21 protein-coding genes are annotated in these 23,510 nt (G+C 72.7%); 11 read left to right on the forward strand and 10 right to left on the reverse strand.

The window, feature by feature from the left end; genetic code table 11:
* The first annotated feature begins 118 nt into the window (after positions 1–118).
* The 4 genes from T328_RS13820 (at position 119) to T328_RS13835 (ending at position 3,594) form a co-directional block, all read left to right on the forward strand.
* Positions 119–721: an SACE_7040 family transcriptional regulator gene (locus tag T328_RS13820; RefSeq protein ID WP_496496299.1), complete on the forward strand. Its 603-nt coding sequence runs from the start codon at positions 119–121 to the stop codon at positions 719–721.
* Between the two features lie 84 nt (positions 722–805).
* Complete coding sequence (locus T328_RS13825; protein WP_496496300.1) at positions 806–1,411, forward strand: Uma2 family endonuclease; 606 nt, start codon at positions 806–808, stop codon at positions 1,409–1,411.
* 101 nt (positions 1,412–1,512) lie between these two features.
* The gene (locus T328_RS13830; protein ID WP_496496301.1) at positions 1,513–2,670 is read left to right on the forward strand and encodes an acyl-CoA dehydrogenase family protein; all 1,158 of its coding nucleotides are present in this window, start codon (positions 1,513–1,515) and stop codon (positions 2,668–2,670) included.
* Between the two features lie 36 nt (positions 2,671–2,706).
* Complete coding sequence (locus T328_RS13835; RefSeq protein ID WP_496496302.1) at positions 2,707–3,594, forward strand: acyl-CoA thioesterase; 888 nt, start codon at positions 2,707–2,709, stop codon at positions 3,592–3,594.
* 35 nt (positions 3,595–3,629) lie between these two features.
* Here T328_RS13835 and T328_RS13840 read toward each other — a convergent pair whose 3' ends face one another.
* The 3 genes from T328_RS13840 to T328_RS13850 all read right to left on the reverse strand — a co-directional run bounded on the left by T328_RS13840 (position 3,630) and on the right by T328_RS13850 (position 5,888).
* Entirely contained in the window at positions 3,630–4,451 is an 822-nt protein-coding gene (locus tag T328_RS13840) for a phosphatase (RefSeq protein ID WP_496496303.1), read from the reverse strand.
* 190 nt (positions 4,452–4,641) lie between these two features.
* Positions 4,642–5,544: a Sco1979 family transcriptional regulator gene (locus tag T328_RS13845; RefSeq protein ID WP_496496304.1), complete on the reverse strand. Its 903-nt coding sequence runs from the start codon at positions 5,542–5,544 to the stop codon at positions 4,642–4,644.
* An 83-nt stretch (positions 5,545–5,627) separates the two neighbouring features.
* On the reverse strand, positions 5,628–5,888 hold the full coding sequence (locus T328_RS13850; RefSeq protein ID WP_496496305.1) for a DUF397 domain-containing protein: 261 nt from the start codon (positions 5,886–5,888) through the stop codon (positions 5,628–5,630).
* A 150-nt stretch (positions 5,889–6,038) separates the two neighbouring features.
* Between T328_RS13850 and T328_RS13855 the strand changes: the two genes are divergently transcribed.
* The 3 genes from T328_RS13855 to T328_RS13865 all read left to right on the forward strand — a co-directional run bounded on the left by T328_RS13855 (position 6,039) and on the right by T328_RS13865 (position 12,257).
* Positions 6,039–6,590, forward strand: coding sequence for an ATP-binding protein (locus T328_RS13855; RefSeq protein WP_496496306.1), 552 nt, complete (start codon positions 6,039–6,041; stop codon positions 6,588–6,590).
* 190 nt (positions 6,591–6,780) lie between these two features.
* Positions 6,781–10,608 (forward strand): ABC transporter ATP-binding protein, encoded by a 3,828-nt coding sequence (locus T328_RS13860; RefSeq protein WP_496496380.1) that lies wholly within the window; start codon positions 6,781–6,783, stop codon positions 10,606–10,608.
* A gap of 236 nt (positions 10,609–10,844) precedes the next feature.
* Positions 10,845–12,257, forward strand: a complete 1,413-nt coding sequence (locus T328_RS13865) for a S28 family serine protease (protein ID WP_496496307.1) — start codon at positions 10,845–10,847, stop codon at positions 12,255–12,257.
* Positions 12,258–12,332: 75 nt separating this feature from the next.
* On the opposite strand, the gene T328_RS13870 is transcribed toward T328_RS13865, so the two are convergent.
* Positions 12,333–13,241, reverse strand: a complete 909-nt coding sequence (locus T328_RS13870; protein ID WP_496496381.1) for a LysR family transcriptional regulator — start codon at positions 13,239–13,241, stop codon at positions 12,333–12,335.
* Between the two features lie 88 nt (positions 13,242–13,329).
* Between T328_RS13870 and T328_RS13875 the strand changes: the two genes are divergently transcribed.
* The gene (locus T328_RS13875; protein ID WP_496496308.1) at positions 13,330–14,286 is read left to right on the forward strand and encodes an EamA family transporter; all 957 of its coding nucleotides are present in this window, start codon (positions 13,330–13,332) and stop codon (positions 14,284–14,286) included.
* An 88-nt stretch (positions 14,287–14,374) separates the two neighbouring features.
* Here T328_RS13875 and T328_RS13880 read toward each other — a convergent pair whose 3' ends face one another.
* From T328_RS13880 to T328_RS13900, 5 genes are all read right to left on the reverse strand, one after another.
* Entirely contained in the window at positions 14,375–15,355 is a 981-nt protein-coding gene (locus T328_RS13880; RefSeq protein ID WP_496496309.1) for a hypothetical protein, read from the reverse strand.
* The gene (locus T328_RS13885) at positions 15,340–16,020 is read right to left on the reverse strand and encodes a hypothetical protein (protein WP_496496310.1); all 681 of its coding nucleotides are present in this window, start codon (positions 16,018–16,020) and stop codon (positions 15,340–15,342) included. The genes T328_RS13880 and T328_RS13885 overlap by 16 nt, the downstream gene beginning before the upstream one ends.
* A gap of 199 nt (positions 16,021–16,219) precedes the next feature.
* Positions 16,220–17,017, reverse strand: coding sequence for a sugar phosphate isomerase/epimerase family protein (locus tag T328_RS13890; protein WP_496496311.1), 798 nt, complete (start codon positions 17,015–17,017; stop codon positions 16,220–16,222).
* Between the two features lie 96 nt (positions 17,018–17,113).
* The gene (locus T328_RS13895) at positions 17,114–18,034 is read right to left on the reverse strand and encodes a bifunctional helix-turn-helix transcriptional regulator/GNAT family N-acetyltransferase (protein WP_496496312.1); all 921 of its coding nucleotides are present in this window, start codon (positions 18,032–18,034) and stop codon (positions 17,114–17,116) included.
* Positions 18,035–18,228: 194 nt separating this feature from the next.
* Entirely contained in the window at positions 18,229–19,272 is a 1,044-nt protein-coding gene (locus T328_RS13900; protein WP_496496313.1) for a LacI family DNA-binding transcriptional regulator, read from the reverse strand.
* A 248-nt stretch (positions 19,273–19,520) separates the two neighbouring features.
* On the opposite strand from T328_RS13900, the gene T328_RS13905 reads away from it, so the two are divergent.
* The 3 genes from T328_RS13905 to T328_RS13915 are packed head-to-tail and all read left to right on the forward strand — an operon-like array spanning position 19,521 to position 22,713.
* Positions 19,521–20,690 (forward strand): Gfo/Idh/MocA family protein, encoded by a 1,170-nt coding sequence (locus T328_RS13905; protein ID WP_496496314.1) that lies wholly within the window; start codon positions 19,521–19,523, stop codon positions 20,688–20,690.
* Positions 20,687–21,865 carry a dihydrodipicolinate synthase family protein gene (locus tag T328_RS13910; protein ID WP_496496315.1) on the forward strand — a complete coding sequence of 393 codons (1,179 nt, stop codon included), beginning with the start codon at positions 20,687–20,689 and terminating at the stop codon, positions 21,863–21,865. The genes T328_RS13905 and T328_RS13910 overlap by 4 nt, the downstream gene beginning before the upstream one ends.
* The gene (locus tag T328_RS13915) at positions 21,862–22,713 is read left to right on the forward strand and encodes a sugar phosphate isomerase/epimerase family protein (RefSeq protein WP_496496316.1); all 852 of its coding nucleotides are present in this window, start codon (positions 21,862–21,864) and stop codon (positions 22,711–22,713) included. The genes T328_RS13910 and T328_RS13915 overlap by 4 nt, the downstream gene beginning before the upstream one ends.
* Positions 22,714–22,803: 90 nt before the next feature.
* Here the strand turns inward: T328_RS13915 and T328_RS13920 are convergent, their stop codons facing one another.
* Complete coding sequence (locus T328_RS13920; RefSeq protein ID WP_496496317.1) at positions 22,804–23,400, reverse strand: DUF937 domain-containing protein; 597 nt, start codon at positions 23,398–23,400, stop codon at positions 22,804–22,806.
* Between the last annotated feature and the right edge of the window lie 110 nt (positions 23,401–23,510).

A 23,510-nucleotide genomic window follows, 5' to 3' on the forward strand; every position in this document is an offset into this window, starting at 1 on the left:
CCTCGGTGGAGCCGTCGGTGAGCCGTTCGGCCGGACAGGACGACAAGCAGGTTAGCTGTCGTTAACGCCGTATGCCCAAGGTTAACGCTCACTAACCGGGCTGTCTACAATGGCCTCCATGAGCACCCAGGCCCCCACCCCCACCAGGCGTGAGCAGATCCTGAAGGAGGCCGCGCGCCTCTTCGCGGACCGCGGCTTCCACGGGGTCGGCGTGGACGAGATAGGCGCGGCGGTCGGCATCAGCGGCCCCGGCCTGTACCGGCACTTCGCGGGCAAGGACGCCATGCTCGCGGAGCTGCTGGTCGGCATCAGCGAGCGGCTGCTCGACGCGGGCCGGGCGCGGGCGGAGGTGCGCGGGGCCGGCCCGGACGCGCCGCTCGACGCGCTGATCAGCGGCCACATCGACTTCGCGCTCGACGACCGGCCGCTGATCACCCTGCACGACCGCGAGCTGGACCGGCTGCGCGACGAGGACCGCAAGCTGGTGCGGCAGCTGCAGCGGCAGTACGTCGAGCTGTGGGTCGACGTCGTACGGGAGGTGTACCCGTCGCTGGCGGAGGGTGCGGCCCGTACCGCCGTGCACGCGGTCTTCGGCCTGCTGAACTCCACCCCCCACCTCGGCACCCGCGGCACCCTCCCGGACCGCACCGCCACCGCGGCCCTGCTGCACCGGCTGGCCCGCGGCGCCTTCGCGGCGGCGCCGGCGTCAACGTCGAGCTGATGTGCCACCCGTTCGTGTGCCGATTGCTCGTTCCTCGTGGGTACGCTCATTCCTGAGACGAGAATCCCGGCCATGGGAGCAACGATGACCGCTGAACCACGGGCGAAGCAGAAGGCGTCGTCCAGCCGGTGGCCGATCCCGCCCGAGGAGGGCTGGACTGCGGACGACCTGGACCGGATCCCGGACCTCCCGCCCCACACGGAGCTGATCGACGGGAGCCTCGTCTTCGTGAGTCCGCAGAAGTACTTCCATTCGCTGGTGATCGACCTGCTGGTTCATGGTCTGAGGTCGCAGTCGTCTCACGAGTACAAGGTGGCTCGCGAGATGACCGTCACGCTCGGCAAGAAGAACCGGCCCGAACCCGACATCGTGGTCCTGCGCGCCGATGCCGTGACCGTCGACGCCGGCGAGACGAGCTACGCACCCGAGGACGTTCTCCTGGCCGTCGAGGTGGTCTCGCCCGACTCGGAGGACCGGGACCGTAAGGTCAAGCCCGCCAAGTACGCCGAGGCGGGCATCCCGAACTTCTGGCGGGTGGAGCAGGGCGAGGGAAGGCGCCCGGTCGTCCACGTCTTCCGCCTCGACCCGGTCACCGCGCAGTACGGGCTGGTGAGCATCCACGAGGAGCGCCTCACCAGCAAGTTGCCCTTCGAGATCGACATCGACCTCACCGAGATCGACAACCTCTGAGCCGGCCGGAACGCCCTGGACAGATTCGCTGACCCGCGGGTAACTTCGATGACAGCGTGCTGAGCAAGCGCTTAGTCGGAGTGCCCCGGGAGGCGAGGACCATGCGGCGGACGGTGTTCAACGAGGACCACGAGGCGTTCCGCGAGACCATCCGGGACTTCATCGCCGCCGAGGTCGTGCCGTACTACCACGACTGGATGGAGGCCGGCGCCGTCCCCCGCGAGCTGTACAAGAAGCTCGGCGAGCTGGGCGTCTTCGGCATCGAGGTGCCCGAGGAGTACGGCGGCGCGGGCGAGCGCAGCTTCAAGTTCAACGCCGTCATCAGCGAGGAGTGCGCCCGCGCCGGCGTCTCCTTCGGCGGCTCCTCCGTCCACACCGCCCTCTGCCTGCCGTACCTGCTCACGTACGGCAGCGAGGAGCAGAAGCGCCGCTGGCTGCCCGCCTTCGTCTCCGGCGACATGATGACCGCCATCGCCATGACCGAGCCGGGCACCGGCTCCGACCTCGCCGGCATGAAGACCACCGCGAAGCTCTCCGACGACGGCACGCACTACGTCCTCAACGGCGCCAAGACCTTCATCACCGGCGGCGTCCAGGCCGACCGCGTCCTCGTCTGCGCCCGCACCGCCCCGCCGCCCCCCGAGGACCGCCGCGGTGGCATCTCCATCCTCGTCGTCGACACCTCCTCCGCCGGGTACGCCGTCGGGCGCAAGCTCGACAAGCTGGGGCTGAAGTCCTCCGACACCGCGGAGCTGAGCTTCACCGACGTCAAGGTGCCCGTCGCCGACCTGCTCGGCGAGGAGGGCAAGGCGTTCACGTACCTCACCCACAACCTCCCGCAGGAGCGCCTCGGCATCGCCGTCGGCGCGTACGCCCAGGCCGCGGCGGCCGTGCGGTTCGCGGTGGAGTACGTCAAGGAGCGCACCGTCTTCGGCCGGACCGTGGCGGAGTTCCAGAACACCAAGTTCGTGCTCGCTGACTGCAGGGCCGAGGTCGACGCCATGCAGGCGTACGTAGACCGCGCGCTGGACGCGCACGACGCCGGCGAGCTGGGCGTCGCCGACGCCGCCGCCGTCAAGCTCTTCTGCACCGAGCGCGCGGCCGTCGTCATCGACAAGTGCCTGCAGCTGCACGGCGGCTACGGCTACATGAACGAGTACCCCATCTCCCGCCTCTACGCCGACACCCGCGTCACCCGTATCTACGGCGGCACCAGCGAGGTCATGCGCTCCATCGTCGCCAAGGCGATGGGTCTGTAGGGGCCCGCGGGCCGCGGCTCTGCGAGACTCGATCACATGGACGACGCTGCACTCACCGACCTGGTCGCGCTGCTGGATCTGGAGCAGATCGAGCAGGACATCTACCGCGGCCACTCCCGCACCGCCGTCGTCCCGCGCGTCTTCGGCGGGCAGGTCGCCGCGCAGGCACTGGTCGCCGCGGGCCGTACCGTGCCCGCCGACCGGCCGCCGCACTCGCTGCACGCCTACTTCCTGCGCACCGGCGACCCCGGCGCCCCCATCGTCTACACCGTCGACCGCATCCGCGACGGCCGCTCCTTCACCACCCGCCGGGTCGTCGCCGTCCAGCACGGCCAGCCGGTCTTCCACCTCTCGGCGTCCTTCCAGACGCACGAGGAGGGCCTGGAGCACCAGGTGCCGATGCCGTCGGCACCCGACCCGGAGACCCTGCCCACCCCCGAGGAGTCGCTGCCGCGCTACGCCGCCAACTTCCGCGACCCCGCGCTCGTACGCCGGCTGCTGGAGGCGCGCGCGGCGGTCGACCTGCGGTACGCGGCGCCGCCGCCGTGGGGCGAGGTCGGGGCGCCGCGGGAGCCGCGCTCGCAGGTGTGGTTCCGTACGAACGGCAAGCTCGCCGGGGCCGTCGACACCCCGCTGCTGCACGTCTGCCTCATGACGTACGTCTCGGACATGACCCTGCTCGACTCGGTGCTGCTCGCGCACGGCCGCGGCGGCTGGGCCGTCGGGGACGTCGTGGGTGCCAGCCTGGACCACGCGATGTGGTTCCACCGGCCGTTCCGGGCAGACGAGTGGCTGCTGTACGACCAGGAGTCGCCGACGTCGCAGGGCGGGCGCGGGCTGAGCACGGGGCGGATCTTCACCCGCGACGGGCGGCTGGCGGCGTCGGTGATCCAGGAGGGCGTGATCCGCGTCCCGCGCGACTGACCGCGGGCCGCCGCGCTACGCCGCGGGCCGCCGCGCTACGGCAGGTCCAGCCCCGCCGCCGCCAGCAGGTACGCCGTCAGCAGCCGGTACGCCCCCGGGTCGGTGACGTGATCGTCCAACGGCACCGCCACCGCCAGCGTGCCCTCGGCCTCGCCGAGGAACAGCGCCGGGTCGTTGCAGTCCGCGTACCCCACGGCGTGCACGCCGCGCTGCGCCGCGCCGCCCGCCCAGCCGTGGTCGGCGACCACCAGGTCCGGCGGCGGCTCGCCGGCCCGCTCCAGCGCGTCGAGGATCTGCCGCACCGGCTGCGGCGCGTGCGTGTGCCACAGCGTCGCGCCCTTCTCCAGCACGGCCACGTCGCAGAACTGCTGGACGTTGCCGTACGAGTCGTCGTCGCCCCCCTCCACGCGCAGCCCCGGCGGCACCGTGACGATGTCGCAGCCGGCCGCGCGCAGCGCCGCCGCCGTCCTGCTGTGCACCTCCAGCAGCCCGCCGGGGTGGCCGGTCGCCAGCAGCACCCGCTGCCGGCCCGCGGCTGCCTTGCGCAGCTCGGCCGCCATCCGGTCCAGCCCGTCCACGGTCAGCTCGGGGTCGATGCGGTCCTGGCCGTGGGTATGCGCGGGGTCGGCGACGACGCCGACGCGCTCGGCCATGACGGCCAGCACGTCCTTCTCGTCGGTCCAGCGGTCGCCGAGGTCGAGGCCGAGCCAGTAGCGCAGGTTGCCCCGGCTCAGCTCGCGGTAGTGGCGCAGGTTCCCCTCGCGGGGCGTGGCGACGTCGCCCGCGATGCGGGTGCGTACGAGGTGGTCGACGAGGTCGGGGCGGCTGGGTGCGTCAGGCAGGGGCATGAGGGCCATGGTGTCATTGTCACCCGGACACATGTGCGGTGGCGCAGGTGTCCCTTCTGTACAGCGGCACCCGCGCTGCCCTGCGCATATCGTCGGCGGGGGTCGCAGGAGGTCGCACGGGGTCGGAGGAGAGGGGCTGGGCACGACGGATCAGGCGCCGTAGCGCCTGATCCTCTGATGGTGTGTGCGCCGGGGTCCGTCAGAACTCGTCGGCGAGCCGCTCCAGTATCCGCATGCTGCCCGCGTGCGTCTCGGCCGTGGCGCAGAGCCGGTCCATGACCAGCTTGTAGTTCTCCACCTCGTCCGGCTTGTCCAGGTAGAGCGCGCTGGTCAGCTGCTCCAGGTACACCACGTCGGGCAGGTCCGGCTCGGTGAAGCGCATGATGTGTATCGGCCCGCCGGCCGCCGCGAGGCCGCCGATGTCGAAGGGCGCGATCTGGATCGTGATGTTCTTGCGGTTGCCCATCTCCAGCAGGTGGCTGACCTGGCCCCGCATGACGTCCGCCCCGCCGAGCGGGCGGCGCAGCGCGGCTTCGTCCACGACGACCCACAGCTTCGGCGCGTCCGGCCGGTCCAGCACCTGCTGGCGGCGCAGCCGCACGTCGACCTTGCGCTGGATCTCATGCTCGGGCGCGCCCGCGTTGGCCAGCAGCGTGACGGCGCGGGCGTAGTCCGCGGTCTGCAGCAGGCCGGGAACGAACTGGACCTGGTAGTTACGGATCAGCCCCGCGGCCTCCTCCAGGCCGAGCAGCGTCTCGAACCAGCCCGGCAGCACGTCGCCGTACTTCTGCCACCAGCCCGCCGAGCTGGCGCGGCGGGCGAGGGCCAGGAACTCGGAGCGCTCCTGCTCGTCCGTGACACCGTAGAGGGTGAGGAGGTCGGAGACGTCGCGGTCCTTGTACCCCACCCGGCCGAGTTCCAGGCGGCTGATCTTGGCGTGCGAGGCCCGGATCGCATCACCGGCGGCCTCGCGCGAGACGCCGGCCGCCTCCCGGAGCCGACGCAGGTGTGTGCCCAGCAGGATGCGAAGAACCGTGGGCCCTCCGTGCTGCTGAGAGAGTGCCCTGCGTACCGATGACGTCTGCTCCGGTGACGCTGACATCTGGCCTGCCCCTGTCCCGCGGTATGTGATTCGACCGCTCAGTCTCTCACTGTGAAGTGTTCGGTGTATAGCTACTGCGGAGTTCAACCGGGGTCTCTCGCCGCGCCGTTGACGATCAGATCGTCGAACTGGCCGTCCTTCGCGCCGAGCAGGAAGGCGGTGATCTCCGCTCGTGTGTAGATGAGGGCCGGTCCGCCCGGATCGCGTGAGTTGCGCATGGCGATGTCCCCGCCGGGGAGCCCGGCGACCTCCACGCACTCACCGTTCGGATTGCTGAACCGGCTCTTCCGCCAGGCGATTCCGGCCAGTTGATCCGCCGGTACACCGTTCGTGACCTGCTGCATCCTGTCTCCTTCTGTGAGCGCGACACCAATGTACGTGCACCTGTTCTTGCGAATGAAATTGCATCCGTACTTGCAGCGGCAAGTGCACATCGATCACTATGGCATCGCAACCTGTTTCATCAACGTGCACGTGAGACTGGGGAGTTGGAGATGACCGCACCAACTGAAGGGTGGGTGACAGCCTCCGAGTTCGCAGCGTGCACGCTCGAGGACGACCCCCGGTCCATATCCATCGCCCGCAACGTCGCCCGCGCGACGCTCCGCGGGTGGCTGCTGGAAGAGCTGGTCGACGACGTCGCCTCCGTCGCCTCCGAGCTGGTGGCCAACGCGCTGCGGCACGGTCTCCGCGAACCGTCCTGGAGCCAGGCCCCCCACCCCGTCGTGCTCAGCCTGCTGCGGCGCGGACCGGAGGTCGTGTGCGCGGTCTTCGACCCCGGGACCGGCGTGCCACGGGTGTGCGTCGCGGACCCGTTGGCCGAGTCGGGCCGCGGGATGCAGATCGTGGAGTGCCTCAGCGACAGCTGGGGCTGGAGCGAGCCGGGCCCCTACGGCAAGGCCGTCTGGGCCCGCTTCTCCGCGGGCGGCAGACCCGCGGTGCCGGCGGACGAGTTCGGCGGCGTCGAGCAGCCCCTGACCCGGTTGCTGATACTGGTCGAGGTGCTCACCGGCAGCAGCCCGCCGCAGCTGCAGGCGGTGGCCTGACCTGCTCCCGAGCGCCCGCGGCCGGCCGCGGGCAACATTCCGTACGCACCCGTGAAACAAATCCCGGCGCCCGCAGGTTGTCGATCCTGGACCAGGACCATCGACACGGAGGCGGAGGCGACCGGTGGCGGAACCATCGGGGAAGATCCCAGCCGGGCAGAGTCCCACGGGGGAGAACCCAGCGGAGCAGATCCCTTCGCGTAGCGGACCCGACGGCTGGGCGCGGCGGCTGCTCCGCCACTGTCTGCGTTATCGCCGCAACGTCCTGCTCTCCCTCGGCGCCTCCCTCGCCGGGATGGCCATCATGGCCCTTGTTCCGCTCATCCCCAAGCTGATCATCGACGACGTGATCGTCTCCGGCGACCGGCCCCTCGCGCCGTGGGCCGCCCTGATGGTCCTCGCCGCCCTCGCCGTCTACGGCCTCACCTATGTCCGGCGCTACTACGGCGGCCGGCTCGCCCTCGACGTGCAGCACGACCTGCGCACCGAGATGTACGACGCCATCGTCCGGCTCGACGGCCGCCGCCAGGACGAGCTGTCCACCGGCCAGGTCGTCGGCCGCGGCACCACCGACCTGCAGCTCGTCCAGGGCCTGCTCTTCATGGTCCCGATGATGATCGGCAACATACTGCTCTTCGCGGTCTCCCTGGTCGTCATGGTCGTGCTGTCCCCGCTGCTCACCCTCGTCGCCCTCGGCGTCGCCCCCGCTCTGTGGTGGATCGCCAACCGCAGCCGCACCCGCCTGTTCCCCGCCACCTGGTATGCCCAGCAGCAGGCCGGCACCGTCGCGTCCGTCGTGGACGGCGCCGTCGGCGGCGTCCGTGTCGTCAAGGGCTTCGGCCAGGAGGAACAGGAGACCGGCAAGCTCCGCGCCATCAGCCGCAAGCTCTACGCCGCCCGGCTGCGCACCGTCCGCATGAACGCCCGCTACACCCCCGCCCTCCAGGCCGTGCCCTCCCTCGGTCAGGTCGGCATGCTCGCGCTCGGCGGGTGGATGGCCACCCGCGGGCAGATCACGCTCGGCACCTTCGTCGCCTTCTCCACCTATCTGGCCCAGCTCGTCGGCCCGGTCCGGATGCTCGCGATGATGCTCACCGTGGGGCAGCAGGCCCGCGCGGGCGTGGAGCGGGTCTACGAGCTGATCGACACCGAACCGGAGCTGTCCGACCGGCCCGGCGCCCACGAGCTGCCGGCCGACGCCCCCGCCGACGTCGAGTTCGACGACGTCACCTTCGGCTACGACCCCGACCACCCGGTGCTCGACCGGCTGTCGCTGCGCGTCGAGCCCGGCGAGACGATGGCCGTCGTCGGTGCCTCCGGCAGCGGCAAGTCCACCCTGTCGATGCTGATACCCCGCTACTACGACGTCTCGGCGGGCCCGGGCGCGGGGAACGGCGGCGCCGTCCGGGTCGGCGGCCACGACGTACGCGACCTGACCCTGCCGTCCCTGCGCGCGGCCATCGGGCTCGTCCCCGAGAACAGCTTCCTCTTCTCCGAGTCCATACGGGACAACATCGCCTACGGCCATCCCGACGCGACCGACGAGGAGATCCGCGCCGCCGCCCGCGCCGCCCAGGCCGACGGCTTCATCACGGAGCTGGGCAACGGCGTCGGCGACACCGGCGACACCGGTGGCGCCGCCGGGCTCCCGGAGGGCTACGACACCGTCGTCGGCGAACAGGGCATGACCCTCTCCGGCGGCCAGCGCCAGCGCATCGCGCTGGCCCGCGCGATCCTCACCGACCCCCGGCTGCTGCTCCTGGACGACGCGACCTCCGCGGTCGACGCCCGCGTCGAGCACGAGATCCATGAGGCGCTGGGGAGCGTCATGGCCGGCCGCACCACCCTGCTCATCGCCCACCGCCGGTCCACCCTGGCGCTCGCCGACCGCATCGCCGTCCTCGACGGTGGCCGGCTGGTCGACGTCGGTACCCACGAGGAGCTGCAGGCCCGCTGCGCGCTGTACCGCCGGCTGCTGACCGACCCGGACGAGCTGGCCGACCGCGAGCGCGACCCGGCCGGCCAGGTCGCCGCCGACACCCACGCCAGCGTCGACGGGATCACCCCCGGCCTGTGGGTGCGCAAGGAGACCGGCGAGAAGAGCGCCGCCGCCGGCGGCAACTCCACGGCCTCCGCCGGCGACCCCTCCGGCTTCGCCGGCATGCTCGCCGGCTCGCCCGGCAGCCCCGAGCTGCTGGCCAAGGTCGCCGCCCTGCCGCCCGCCACCGACGCGCCCGAGGTGGACGAGGCCCGCGCCGAGGCGGCGGAGGAGTCGTACGGGCTGCGCCGCCTGCTGCGCGGCTTCGGCGCCCCGCTCGCCGTCGCACTGCTCTTCGTCGCCGGCGACGCGATCGCCGGACTGCTGCTGCCCATCCTCATCCGGCACGGCATCGACGACGGCGTCCAGCGGCTCTCGCTCGGCGCCGTGTGGACCGCCGCGGGCCTCGCGCTCGCGGTCGTGCTCGGCCAGTGGGCCGCCCAGGTCGGCGCCACCCGGCTCACCGGCCGCACCGGCGAGCGGGTTCTCTACGCGCTGCGGGTCAAGATATTCGCCCAGCTCCAGCGACTCGGCCTCGACTACTACGAGCGCCATCTGACCGGCAAGATCATGACCCGGATGACCACGGACGTGGACGCCCTGTCCACGTTCTTGCAGACCGGACTGGTCACCGCCGTCGTCTCGCTGCTCACCTTCTTCGGCATCCTGGTCGCGCTGCTGGTCATCGACCTCCAGCTGGCCCTGATCGTCTTCGCCACCCTCCCGCCGCTCATCGTCGGCACGTTCTTCTTCCGCCGGCAGAGCGTCAAGGCGTACGAGCTGGCGCGCGAGCGCGTCAGTGTCGTCAACGGCGACCTGCAGGAGTCGGTCGCCGGGCTGCGCATCGTGCAGGCGTTCCGCCGCGAGGACGGCGGGGCGGCGCGCTTCGCCGAGCGCAGCGACGGCTACCGCCGGGCGCGGGTGCGCGGCCAGTGGCTCATCTCGGTCTACTTCCCCTTCGTGCAGCTCCTCGCCTCGTTCGCCACCGTCGGCGTGCTGTGGGTCGGCTCGGACCGGGTGGCCGCGGGCACGCTCACCGCGGGCGCGCTCGTGGCGTACCTGCTGTACATCGATCTGTTCTTCGCTCCCGTGCAGCAGCTCTCTCAGGTGTTCGACGGCTACCAGCAGGCGGCCGTGGCGCTCGGCCGCATCCGGGAACTCCTGCACGAGGAGCCCGCCACCCCGCCGCCCGCCAAGCCGCGGCCGGTCGGGCGGCTGCGCGGCGAGATCGCCTTCGACGGCGTGCACTTCGCGTACGACGGCCAGGCCGACGGCGCCGCCGGGGCGGCGCTGACCGGGCTCGACCTCACGATCCCGCCCGGCCAGACCGTCGCGTTCGTCGGCGAGACCGGCGCCGGCAAGTCGACCCTGGTCAAGCTGGCCGCCCGGTTCTACGACCCGACCCGCGGCGCCGTCCGCGTCGACGGCACCGACCTGCGCGAACTCGACCTCACCGGCTACCGCCACCGACTCGGCCTCGTCCCGCAGGAGTCGTACCTTTTCTCCGGCACCGTGCGCGACGCCATCGCCTACGGCCGCCCCGGCGCCACCGACGCCCAGGTCGAGGCCGCCGCGCGGGCCGTCGGCGCGCACGACATGATCGCCTCGCTGCCCGGCGGCTACCTCCACGACGTCGCCGAACGGGGCCGCAACCTCTCCGCCGGCCAGCGCCAGCTCATCGCCCTGGCCCGCGCCGAGCTGGTCGACCCCGACATCCTGCTCCTCGACGAGGCCACCGCCGCGCTCGACCTCGCCACCGAGGCCGCGGTCAACAGCGCCACCGACCGCCTCGCCCGCCGCCGCACGACCCTCGTCGTCGCCCACCGGCTGACGACGGCCGCCCGCGCCGACCGCGTCGTGCTCCTCGACCACGGCCGGGCCGCCGAGGACGGCACCCACGAGGAACTGCTCGCCCGCGGCGGCCGGTACGCGGAGCTGTGGCGGACCTACGTGGGCTCGGTGGAACCCGCGGCGGCGTAGCCGGCGAAGCCGTCGCCGCAGCCGCCGCAGCCGGTGAAGCAGCCGACGGAATCCCCCCGGGTGGTGCTGTGTCATCGCTCGGCCCGCCTTTCCCGCCCCGCACGTCCATTTCCGCTACTCAGCGTAATCGAAGCAGCGCAATCCGTGGAAGTTATCCACAGGTGGGCTCGGCGTTCTGGTCCGGCGTGGCCAACGCGGCTAGGTTCCGAGGGTCATTGTGAACCCGGGGAGGGAAGATGCGCAGGACGCTCGGATGGCTGCTGAGTCTGGCCGTGCTCACCGGCACGGTGGGGCTGGGCAGTTCACCGGCCGGCGCCGCTACCGCGGACGAGACCGACATCAAGGACCGGCTCCTCTCGATCCAGGGCATGAGCCTGATCGAGGAGAAGCCGGCCGACGGCTACCGCTATTTCGTACTGAACTACACGCAGCCCGTCGACCACCGGAAGCCGGACGGCCAGACCTTCCAGCAGCGGCTCACCGTGCTGCACAAGGACACCGACCGGCCCACCGTCTTCTCCACCGGCGGCTACAGCGTCTCCACCACGCCGTCGCGCAGCGAGCCCACGCAGATCGTGGACGGCAACCAGGTCTCCATGGAGTACCGGTTCTTCACCCCGTCCCGGCCTGACCCCGCGGACTGGAAGAAGCTCGACATCTGGCAGGCGGCCAGCGACCAGCACCGCCTCTTCCGGGCGCTGAACGACGTCTACGGCGAGAACTGGCTCGCCACCGGCGGCAGCAAGGGCGGCATGACCGCCACGTACTACGAGCGCTTCTACCCGCGCGACATGGACGGCGTCGTCGCGTACGTCGCGCCGAACGACGTGGTGAACAAGGAGGACGCGGCCTACGACCGGTTCTTCGAGCGGGTCGGGACGAAGGAGTGCCGGGACGCGCTGAACGCCGTGCAGCGCGAGGCGCTGGTGCGGCGGGACGCGCTGTCCGAGAAGTACGCGGCGTGGGCCGCGGAGTCGGGCGCCACCTTCACCACGATCGGCAGCCTGGACAAGGCGTTCGAGGCGACCGTCCTCGACCTCGTGTGGGGCTTCTGGCAGTACGGCTCGGCCGCCGACTGCGCCGACGTGCCGGACGCCGCCACCGTCTCCGACCAGGGGCTCTACGACTACGTCGACGCCATCGCCGGCTGGTCCTTCTACACCGACCAGGGGCTCACGCCGTACACCCCGTACTACTACCAGGCGGGCACCGAGCTGGGCGCGCCCACCATCCAGCTGCCGCACCTCACGGACCTGAGCCGCTACGGCTACCAGCCGCCGCGGAACTTCGTGCCGCGCGACATCGACATGCGCTTCAAGCCGCGGGTGATGAGCGACGTCGACACGTGGGTGCGCGAGAACGCCCGGCAGATGCTCTTCGTCTACGGCGAGAACGACCCGTGGGGCGCCGAGCCCTTCCGCCTCGGGCGGGGCGCGCGGGACTCGTACGTCTACACCGCGCCCGGTGCGAACCACGGCGCGCGGGTCAGCCAGCTGCCGGAGGCGCAGCGCGCCAACGCGACGGAGCGGATCCTCGACTGGGCCGGTGCCGAGGCCAGCACCGCGAAGGCGAAGCCGCTGGCCACGTACGACAGCGGGCTGGACAAGGTGACGAGGAAGGAGCTGCGGGAGCAGTCGCTCCGGCCGTGAGCCGGGGCCGCTGAGCAGCGAACGCCGCGCCCGCGGGTACCACCTCCCGCGGGTGCGGCCGTACGCCGCCTCGCCTCAGCCGCCGACCCGCTCCTTCCACTCCCGCTGCAGCAGCCGCACGGCCTCCCGGATCGCCGGCCGCCGCGCGGCCCCCGTACGCCACACCGCATAGACCCGCCGCACCGGCACCGGCTCCAGCGGCACCGCGACCACCCCTTCCGGCAGCGGCCCGCGGCCCAGCCGCGGCACGAGCGCGATGCCGAGCCCGGCCGCCACCAGCGCGAGCTGCGAGGCGTACTCGGCGACCTGGTAGGCGAGATCCGGCTCGTGACCGGAGGTGCGCAGGGTGCGTACGAGCCAGTCGTGGCACGTCGAGCCCGGCGGCTGGCAGATCCAGCGCTCGCCCACGAGGTCCGCACGGACGAGCGCGGCGCGCCGGGCGAAGGGGTGCCCGGCCGGGACGCAGATGTCGCACAGGTCGTCGCCGATGGGCGCCAGCTCCATCCCCTCGGGGGTGGGCAGCGGGGCGATGTCCCAGTCGTGGGCGACGGCGAGGTCGGCCACGCCGCGGGCCACCAGGCCGGGGGAGAGGTGCGGGTCGGCCTCCAGCATGCGGGTGTCCAGCGCCGGGTGCTCGGCGGCCAGCGCGGCCAGCGCGGCGGGCAGCAACCCGCGGGCGGCGCTCGCGAAGCAGGCCACCGTCAGCCGGCCCGTGGGCCGGCCGCGGCGCTCCTCCAGCGTGGTCTCGGCCTCCTCGACGAGGGCGAGCAACTGCTCCGCGGTGACGGCGAGGTGCTGGGCGGCGTCGGTGAGCGTCACGCCGCGGCCGCGGCGCTCCAGCAGCGGCGTACGGGTCTCGCGCTCCAGCTTGGCGATCTGCTGGGAGACGGCGGACGGGGTGTAGCCGAGGGCCGCGGCGGCGGCACCGACGGAGCCGTGGACGGCCACGGCGTGCAGCGCGCGGAGCCGGGACAGATCGAGCATGGTCACCCCCAGGATTCAGTGCTGCTACATCCAATCATGAAGTAATACGTGCTGGTGCTTTACGGTTGCCGGGGCCGATCCTGGGTGCATGCGCCCGCTGCACATCGCACTCGCCGTCCTGGTCGCCTTCTTCTGGGGCCTGAACTTCGTCGTCATCGAGGTGGGTCTCGACCACTTCCCGCCGCTGCTGTTCACCGCGCTGCGCTTCCTGGTGGCGGCGCTGCCGGCGGTGTTCCTCGTCGGCCGGCCGCAGGTGGCGTTCAAGTGGATCCTGGCGGTCGGGCTGGTGCTGGGGACGGCGAAGTTCGGGCTGCTGTTCATCGGCATGGAGCGGGGGATGCCGGCGGGGCTGTCGTCACTGGTGCTGCAGATCCAGGCGGTGTTCACCGCGGGCATCGCGGCGGCGGTGCTGGGGGAGCGGCCGGGGCGGGTGCGGCTGGCGGGCATGGGGGTGGCGCTGTGCGGGGTGGCGCTGGCCGCGGTGGACGAGGGGGGCTCGGGGCCGCTGGGGGCGTTCGTGATCGTGCTGGCGGCGGCGTTCTGCTGGGGCGTCTCGAACGTCATCATGCGCAAGGCCGCGCCGCCGGACGGGCTGCGCTTCATGGTGTGGGTCTCCTGCGTGCCCGTGCTGCCGCTGCTTGCGCTGTCGCTGGTCTTCGAGGGGCCGGAGCGGGACTGGGCGGCGCTGAGGTCGCTGGACTGGGCGGGCGTGGGTGCGGTGGTCTACATCGCGTGGATCGTCACGATCTTCGGCTTCGGCGTCTGGGGCTATCTGCTGCGGACGTACGACGCCTCGACGGTGGCGCCGTTCTCGCTGCTGGTGCCGGTCGCGGGGATGTCCTCGGCGGCGGTGTTCCTGGGCGAGGAGATCACGGGGCTGCGCTGGGCGGCGGCGCTGCTGCTGGTCGGCGGGGTGGCGGTGACGTCGCTGGGCGGCGGTGCGGGCCGCGGCCGGCGGGGCGGGGTCCGCTCCGGCCGGCGCCGGGGCGGCGGCCCGCGCCCGCCGCGGGACGACGTCAGGCCGGCGCGGGTGCCGGCCGGTTGACGGGCGCGCGTCGCGGTAACAACGAGCCCGGCTCGCACCGGCGAAGGCACACCGCCGTCCGCTCTCCCCGGGCTCTCCTCGGGATCGTCTAGCGCACGACTGTCTGGATCTCCTTGACGGTCACCGGGATCTCGGTGGTCGACTGGCCGTCGGGGAAGTCCTCGTTCACGGGCGCGCCGTCCGGGCTCTCGGTGGGATTCCAGTTGACGTTCCAGGTGAGCGACGCTTCCAGCTCGTACGTGCCGTCGCCTGAGGACCTGCGGTACGTGATGTTGCAGCCGGCGTCCTCGGTGTCCACGGCGAAGCCGCCGCCCCTGCGGACGAGGTCGTACTCGCAGACGTCGGGGTCCGCGTACTCGGTGCCGGCCTCCAGCCGCAGCCGCAGCGGGGTGGCCACGGTGGTGGCGGCGATCCGGTCCGCGCCCGGCGGGTCGATGAAGGCGGTGGTCCAGACGCGCTGCAGCTCGGCCGGGTCGAGCACGGCGTGCGTCTCCAGGTTCACGACCTGGCGGTCGGGGTTGGGCTTCAGGTCCACCGGCGGGGCGGGCAGCTCGGTCTCGTTGTACGCGAGCGCCGCCAGGGTCTCCGGGTCGACCACGTCGGTGTTGGGCTCCGCGGGCTCCTCGGGGCCGACGAACATGAAGGACTTCGTCGCCGAGCAGGCCTCGGCCGTCACGCCGTCGTCCTGGTAGACGAGCTGCCACCAGAGCCCTTCCTTGTCCTTGCGGAGGTCGAAGGTGCTGTCCTCGGTGACGAGTTCGGAGATGGCCGAGGTCGCGTTGTGCTCGGCCATGTAGGTCTCGTGGACGTACTTGTCCATCTGCTCCGGCGTGTACCTCGGCTCGTACCAGCACTTCGGCGGCGACCAGTTGCCGCCGATCGGTGTCATCGGCGAGGTCTCGCCGGAGCCCGGGCTGCTGGCGCTGTACTGCACCCGGGAGCCGATCGTGTCGGAGTCGCCCTGCTCCGTTCCGTCGCCCGCCGTCGCCGGCCCCGTCGTCGCGAGGACCAGGGCGGCGCCGGCTATGGACACCGCTGCCGTGCGCCGTGTGCTCAGGAGGTCACGCACTCTGCTTCTCCCTCTACGTCGGACTCGTGCACCATCTGCCAGACACCGTCCGCCGTCTTGCGCATGGTCGAGACGTGCTGGATGTAGTCGTCGTCGCTCGGCTCGGTCTTCAGCACCTTGCCGGACTCGGCGATCTTCGCGTATGAGTTCGTCTGGTCCTCGCAGTACTGGACGGACGCCACGTCGCCCTTGTGCGAGATGACCTCGCGGTCGTAATACCGCACGGTGCCGGTGACCGTCTTGCCGTCCGCGACGAACTCGTCGATGCCCGCGCGCCAGCCCACGAGGGCGTCGCCGGCGAGGTACCGCTCCAGGACGTCCAGGCGCGGGTCCTGCTTCGCGTAGCCGAGGCGGATCGACTGCACGGCGTAGCCGTGGTCACGCAGGATCGCGTCCTCGGCGGCATCGCCCGTCGGCTCGCTCTCCACCTCGACCGTGACGTCCTCGGGGAAGGCGAACTTCGGCGCGTCGGCGTCGCTGTCGGCGGCCCCGGACGGCGAGGCGGCCGGGGACTCGTTCGACTCCCCGGTCCTGTCCTTCGCGCCGGTGATCGGGTCCGCCTCATCGTCGGACGACCCGCACGACGTCAGCAGCGTGACCGCCATGGCCAGTGCCACGGCACTCGCCGGTGCGCAGAGCTTCATGGCGGATCGAACCCCCGTCATCCCGTGTGCTTCTGCAAGTCGGGGCCAGCGTAGGCAGAGCGCAAGGATTAGGCCAGTCGGCCCCTGGTTTCACAACCGGGCTGTGACATAAGGCGCCCCGGACCGCGGGCCCGAGACCCGCGCCGAGGTGCGGAGTTGAGCGGTCACCCACCGTGGCGGGGCCCCCGGGTGGCACCGGGCGCGCCGCGGGGCCGCGGATTCAGGCCACGTCCGCCAGCAGCCGCAGCAGGTGCTCGCGGCCCGCGGCCAGCAGGTCCGGCAGCTCCCGGGCGTCGGGGTACCAGCGCTTCTCGTACTCCCAGCACAGCCAGCCGTCCCAGCCCGCCTCCGTCAGCACCGCGAGGCACTCCGCCAGCGGCACCGACCCCTCGCCCAGCGCCAGCGGCGTCAGGTCCTCCGCCGACGCCACGTCCTTGACCTGCACGTAGCCGAGGTACGGGGAGAGCGCCGCGAGCGTGTCCCGCGGCTCCTCGCCGCCGAGCCAGGTGTGCATCACGTCCCACAGCGCACCGGTGCTCTTGTGCTTGACGAGGTCCAGCACGCGGGCGACGTCCGCGCCGGTGCGGTGCGAGTCGTGCGTTTCGAGCAGCACGCGCACGCCGAGGTCCGACGCGTACGGGGCCACCGCGGCGAGCCGGCGGGCGGCGGTGGGGTCCGCCTCGACGGGCGGCTGCTCGCCGCCGCGCGGGAACACCCGGATGTTCGCGGCACCCACGTCCCGGGCGAGCGCCAGCAACTCGCGCATCTCGGCCACGACCGGCTCGTCGTCCCCGGCCTCGGCGACGCCCGCGTAGCCCGCCAGCGTCAGGATCTCCACACCGGCCGCGGCGAACGCCTCGACCACGTCGGCCCGCTCCTCGATCCCGAGCCCGGTGTGCACCGGCTCCTCGGGGTGGCATCGCAGCTCCACGCCCTGGTAGCCGTCGTCACGTGCGAGCCGGACGACCTCGGCGAGGGGAAGCCGAGGCAGGCCGAGGGTGGAGAAGGCGAGTCGCATGCCGTGAGTCGATCAGACCCCATCGGCCCTGGCAACCCCGAAGTCCACCACCTGAACCAGCCGGCCGCACCGGCGACCGCCATGCGGTGGAACGGCTCAGAGCGCCAGCCGCCAGTACTGGCCCACCAGGTCCGCGCCGTAGCTGTGGTGCGGCTTCTCGGCTATCAGCTCGAAGCCCGCCTGCTCGTAGACGCGGCGGGCGGACGTCAGCACCGAGTTCGTCCACAGCACCAGCTCGCGGTACCCCGCCGTACGGGCGAAGCGGACGCACTCGTCGACCAGCCGCGCCCCCAGCCGGTGCCCCCGCACCTCCGGGTCCACCAGCAGCAGCCGCAGCCGGGCGGTGTCCGGGGCGTCGTCCCGTACGCACATGACCGTGCCGACCGGCCGGCCGCCGAGGTCGGCTATCCATGTCCGCTCGCAGGCCGGGTCGCGGTGCGCGGCGTGGTCCGCGACGATCCGGGCCACCAGCGCCTCGAAGTCCGCGTCCCAGCCGTACTCCTGCGCGTACAGCTCGCCGTGACGCTGGACGATCCAGCCCAGCTCGCCCGGCCCCGGCTCGCGCAGCTCGATCTCCCCGACCAGGTCGGGCACGGCCGACTCCGACAGCAGCTCCCGCACCGTGCCCATCGCGACGGCCAGCTGCGCGCGCCGGTCCGGCGGCACCTGCGCCAGCAGCGTCCCCACCTGCTCCCGCGAGCGTTCCTCCAGCAGATGGGCCGCCTCCCGCCCGCGCGGGGTGAGCGCCACCCGCTGCCGCCGGGCGTCGGCGGCCGACGGCCCGCGCGTGATCAGGCCGTCCTTCTCGAACTTGCCGAGCAGCCTGCTGAGATACCCCGCGTCCAGCGTGAGCGCCCCACGCAGGTCGGCGGCGTCCGCCTGCGGGGCGTGGTTCAGCTCGTAGAGGACGCGGGCCTCGGTGAGCGTGTACGGCGTGTAGAGATGGCGGCTGTAGTCGAGGGCGCCGATCAGATTCGTATAGAAGCGGTTGAACGAGCGGATGTCCTCGATGGTCACGGAACCCCACCTCCTGGCGCGCAGATTTTCTTTGACTGAGTCAAAGGTACCCCCGCGCGCCGACCCCGTGCAGAGTTATCCACAGGCGGTCTCGCTCCAGCCGGAACCCCCGAGGCCCCGCTGCCCCGCTGCCCCGCTGCCCCGCTGCCCCGCTGCCCCGCTGCCCCGCTGCCGCTACCCCGCGCCGCCCCCTGCTACGCCCGCGCCGCCGCCGTCGACGCCCGCGCCACCAGCTCCGCCGGCACCATGTGGCGCCCGCCCGCCGGCGACTCCTCCCGGCCCAGCGCCAGCCGCGCGGCCCGCGCCGCCGCCTCTTGCAGCGGCAGCCGCACCGTCGTCAGCGCCGGCGTCGCGTCCGAGCTGAACGGCAGGTCGTCGAAGCCGGCGACGGACACGTCGCCGGGGACGTCGATCCCCTTCTCGCGCAGCGCCGCGCAGATGCCCAGCGCCACCGCGTCGTTCGAGCCGACGACGGCGGTCAGCTCCGGCTCGCGGTCCAGCAGTTCGAGCGCGCCGTCGTAGCCGGACTGCCGGGAGTACGGGCCGTGCACCGTCAGCCGGCCGAGTTCCTCGGCGTCGCCGCCGAGGTCGTGGGCGGCGAGCGCGGCGCGGTGGCCTTCGAGGCGGTGCCGGGTGGTGGTGCGGTCGGCGGGGCCCGCAACGTAGCCGATGCGGCGGTGGCCGAGGGAGACGAGGTGCTCGGTGAGCCGGCGCCCGCCCTCCCGGTTGCCGAACTCGACGGCGAACGCGGAGCCCTCGGGGGCGGCGCTCGCCGGCCGGCCGAGGAGGACGACGCGGGTGCCGTTCGCCGCGAGCCGGCCCACCTTCGCCGCGCTGGCCGTCGCGTACTCGGGTGTCTCGACCGCGCTGCCGGTGATCACGACGGCGGCGGCGCGCTGGCGCAGCAGGAGCGTGAGGTACGTCAGCTCGCGCTCCGGGGAGCCGCCGGTGTTGCAGACGACGGCCAGCTTCTCGCTGCCCAGCTCGGACTGCACGGCGCTGGCCATGATGCCGAAGAAGGGGTCGGCGACATCGTTGACGAGGACGCCGACCAGGTCGGAGGTGGCGGCGGCGAGTGCGCTCGCGGGGCCGTTGATGACGTAGTCCAGCTCGTCCACCGCGGCGAGCACGCGCGCACGGGTGGCCTCGGCCACCGGGTAGTTGCCGCTGAGCACCCGGGAGACGGTCGCGGCGGAGACGCGGGCGCGGGCCGCGACGTCCGCGAGGGTGACTGCCATCGCTCTGCCTCCCGTTGGGTACGACGTTCCGGCCGGCGCCGGAATCCCCCGGGGCCCCGTGCGGGCCCCGCCCGGCGCCGGTCGTCGGCCCGAGCTGTGAGCGGAAGTCTTGCACGTCGCGGCGCCCGCGTCGCGGGAGTGGCAGGAGTGTGCACGGCCCGGGTCCGTACCCGGCCGGGCACTTGCGCGGCAGGCCGGGCGGGGATAACTTTCTCCCGGGGCAGCAAGCGCTTACTACAGGAGACCAGATGCCACGTAGGACGCTGCGTATCGCCATGAACGGCGTCACCGGGCGGATGGGGTACCGACAGCACCTCCTCCGGTCGATTCTTGCCATTCGCGAGGAAGGCGGGCTGGATCTCGGCGCCGGCGACGTGCTGTGGCCCGAGCCGGTTCTGGTGGGTCGCAGGGAGCACGCGCTGAAGGACATCGCCCGCCGGCACGACCTGCCGGAGTACTCCACCGACCTCGACGCCGTGCTCGCGGACGACTCCGTCGAGCTGTACTTCGACGCCCAGGTCACCTCCGCCCGCGAGGAAGCGGTGAAGAAGGCCGTCGCGGCCGGCAAGCACATCTATGTAGAGAAGCCGACCGCCACCTCCGCGTCCGCCGCCCTCGAACTCGCCCGGATGGCGCAGGGCGCGGGTATCAAGCACGGCGTCGTGCAGGACAAGCTCTTCCTGCCGGGCCTGCTCAAACTCAAGCGCCTCGTCGACGGCGGCTTCTTCGGCCGCATCCTGTCGGTGCGCGGCGAGTTCGGCTACTGGGTCTTCGAGGGCGACTGGCAGCCCGCCCAGCGGCCCTCCTGGAACTACCGCGCGCAGGACGGCGGCGGGATGGTGCTCGACATGTTCCCGCACTGGGAGTACATCCTGCACGAGCTGTTCGGCCCGGTGCGCAGTGTGCAGGCGCACGTGACCACGCACGTGCCGCGCCGCTGGGACGAGAACGGCGAGGCGTACGAGGCGACCGCCGACGACGCGGCGTACGGCATCTTCGAGCTGGCCGCGCCCGGCGGCCCGGTCGTGGCGCAGATCAACTCCTCCTGGACGGTCCGCGTTCACCGCGACGAACTGGTCGAGTTCCAGGTCGACGGCACCGAGGGCTCCGCCGTCGCGGGCCTGCGCGGCTGCCGCGTACAGCACCGGGCGGCGACGCCGAAGCCGGTGTGGAACCCGGACCTGCCGGTCACCGAGACCTTCCGCGACCAGTGGCAGGAGGTGCCGGACAACGCCGGTCCCGCCGGCTTCCCCAACGGCTTCCGCGCGCAGTGGGAGCTGTTCCTGCGGCACCTGGTGCTCGACGAGCCGTACCACTGGGACCTGCTCGCCGGCGCGCGCGGGGTGCAGCTCGCCGAGCTGGGCCTGAAGGCCGCCGCGGAGGGGCGGCGCGTCGTGGTTCCGGAGCTGGCCCGATGACGACGACGATCCCGCTGCCCCGCGCGGGGGGCGTACTGGAGGCGTACGAACCGCGCGCGGAGCCCGCACCGGCGCTCGCCACCGGCGGTCCGCGCCCCTCCTGCCGTACGGTCTTCGCCGCCGCGCACGTCGTCGCCGACCCGTACGCCGACGGCAGCCCCGGCGACCCGGCCGCCCCCGCCGCGGTCGACTGGGACGCCACCCTCGCCTTCCGCCGCCACCTGTGGTCCCACGGCCTCGCCGTCGCCGAGGCCATGGACACCGCGCAGCGCGGCATGGGACTGGACTGGCCCCGCGCCGCCGAGCTGATCCGCCGCTCCGCCGCCGAGGCCGCCGCCCACGGCGGCCGCGTCGCCTGCGGCGCCGGCACCGACCAACTCGCCGCCGCGGGGGCCACCCTCGCCGACGTGCGGGCCGCGTACGAGGAGCAGCTCGCCCTCGTCGAGGACGCCGGCGCGCAGGCGGTGCTCATGGCCTCCCGCGCGCTGGCGGCGTGCGCCCGCGGACCCGAGGACTACGTGGAGACGTACGGCGCGCTGCTGCGCCAGGCGCGCGAGCCGGTGATCCTGCACTGGCTGGGCGACATGTTCGACCCGGCGCTCGCCGGTTACTGGGGCGGCTCCGATCTCGACGCCGCCACGGACACCTTCCTCGACGTCATCGCCCAGCACCCGGACAAGGTCGACGGCGTCAAGGTCTCGCTCCTCGACGCCTCCCGCGAGGTCCGCCTGCGCCGCCGGCTGCCCACGGGAGTGCGCTGCTACACCGGCGACGACTTCCACTACCCCGAGCTGATCGAGGGCGACGAACACGGCTTCAGCCACGCCCTCCTCGGCGTGTTCGACCCGCTCGCGCCGCTGGCCGCCGAGGCCGTACGGACCCTCGACACCGGCGACGCCGCCGGCTTCCGCAAGGTCCTGGACCCGACCGTGCCGCTGGCCCGCCACCTCTTCCAGGCGCCGACGCGCTTCTACAAGACGGGCGTCGTCTTCCTGGCCTGGCTCGGCGGCCACCAGAGCCACTTCACGATGGTCGGCGGGCAGCAGTCCGCCCGTTCCCTGCCGCATCTCGCGCGCGTGTACGAACTGGCCGACACGCTCGGCCTGTTCCCCGAACCGCAGCTCGCGGCGCGGCGCATGACCTCCTTCCTCGCCGTCCACGGAGTCGCCCAGTGAGCACCGGACAGCGGGCGGGCGCGCAGGCCCGCCTCAGCCTCAACCAGGAGACCATCAGGCAGTGGTCGCTCCGCGAGCTGGCGGACGGCTGTACGGCCGCCGGGCTGCGCGGCGTGGGGCTGTGGCGCGCGCCCGTCCAGGAGTACGGAGTGGAGGCCGCCGCCAAGCTGTTCCGCGAGGCCGGGCTGACGGTGACGAGCCTGTGCCGCGGCGGGTTCTTCACCACCGACGACCCCGTGGAGCGCGCCGCGGCCCTCGACGACAACCGCCGCGCCATCGACGAGGCGGCCACGCTGGGGACGGACACGCTCGTGCTCGTCTCCGGCGGGCTACCCGACGGCAGTCGCGATCTGCACGGCGCACGGGAGCGCATCGCGGATGCGCTGGGTGCCCTCGCGCCGTACGCGGCGGAGCGCGCCGTGCGGCTGGCCATCGAGCCGCTGCACCCGATGTTCGCCGCCGACCGGTGCGTGGTATCCACGCTGGCCCAGTCGCTGGACCTGGCCGAGCGCTTCCCCGCGGACCGGGTGGGCGTGGTGGTGGACACGTACCACCTGTGGTGGGACGACACCGTCGCGGCGCAGATCACGCGCGCGGGGGAGTCCGGCCGGATCGCGGCCTTCCAACTGGCGGACTGGGTGACGCCGCTGCCGGAGGGGGTGCTGCTGGGGCGGGGGCAGCTGGGTGAGGGAAGCGTCGACCTGCGCTGGTTCCGGGAGCGGGTGGACGGGGCCGGGTACACCGGCTTCGTCGAGGTCGAGATCTTCAACCCGGGGCTGTGGGCGCGGGACGGCGCGGAGGTGCTGGCGGAGATCGTCGAACGGTACGAGCGGCTGATCGCGAACTGAGCGGCGCCCGGCGCCCGGCGCCGCCGTGCGCCGGGCGGTGGCGGTCCCGGGGCCGGCCCGTCGCGTACGGGCCGGCCCCGGGCCGTGCCGTCAGGCGCGGTGGCGTCCGCCGCCGTACGACTGCCCGCCGCCGAACAGCCGCGCCAGCGCACCGAGCGGCCCGCCCGGCGTACGGGACGCCTGCTGCTCCTCCGCGAGCATCGTGGACAGCCCCTCCGCCTCGATCCTGCGGTTCTTCGCCGTCCGGGAGACGGCGGTCATCGCGATCGGCGTGAGGATCTTCAGCGCCCGGGACACCTGCGCCATCGGGATGCCCGTGCGCTGCGAGACGGCGCGGGCCACGGGCATGCTCGTCCGGCCGATGATCGTCGCGAGCATCCCGCCGCCGAGCCCGCCCCCGGCGTACGGCATCGCGCCGGCCAGCGCGGAGGTGCCCTTCACCGGGCGTACGCCGACGCCGGCGCCCGCGGGCGCCGCCCCCTGTGCCTCGTCGAGCGCCTGCTCCACCTCGTGTGCCCCGTGCGCGGAGGAGGCCTCCTGCGCGAGCGAGCCGGTGAGGGCGGCGACCGTCTCGCCGACGACCCGCTTCGCGCCCCGGTTGCCGGTTCCCAGCTCGGTGGCGACCTGATGCAACCGCTCCGGACCGAGGTCGTCCAGGACAGCCTTGTGTATTGGTTTGTCCCTCATGTCTGAAACGTTACGGCCGATCACCGATGTCGGCACGTCGGATTACAGGTCGACGTCGGGTTACAGATCGATAAAGTGCCGAAGCCGTGCAACCCTTCGCCGCCGATCGG

This window comes from Streptomyces sp. CNX435, assembly GCF_059570575.1.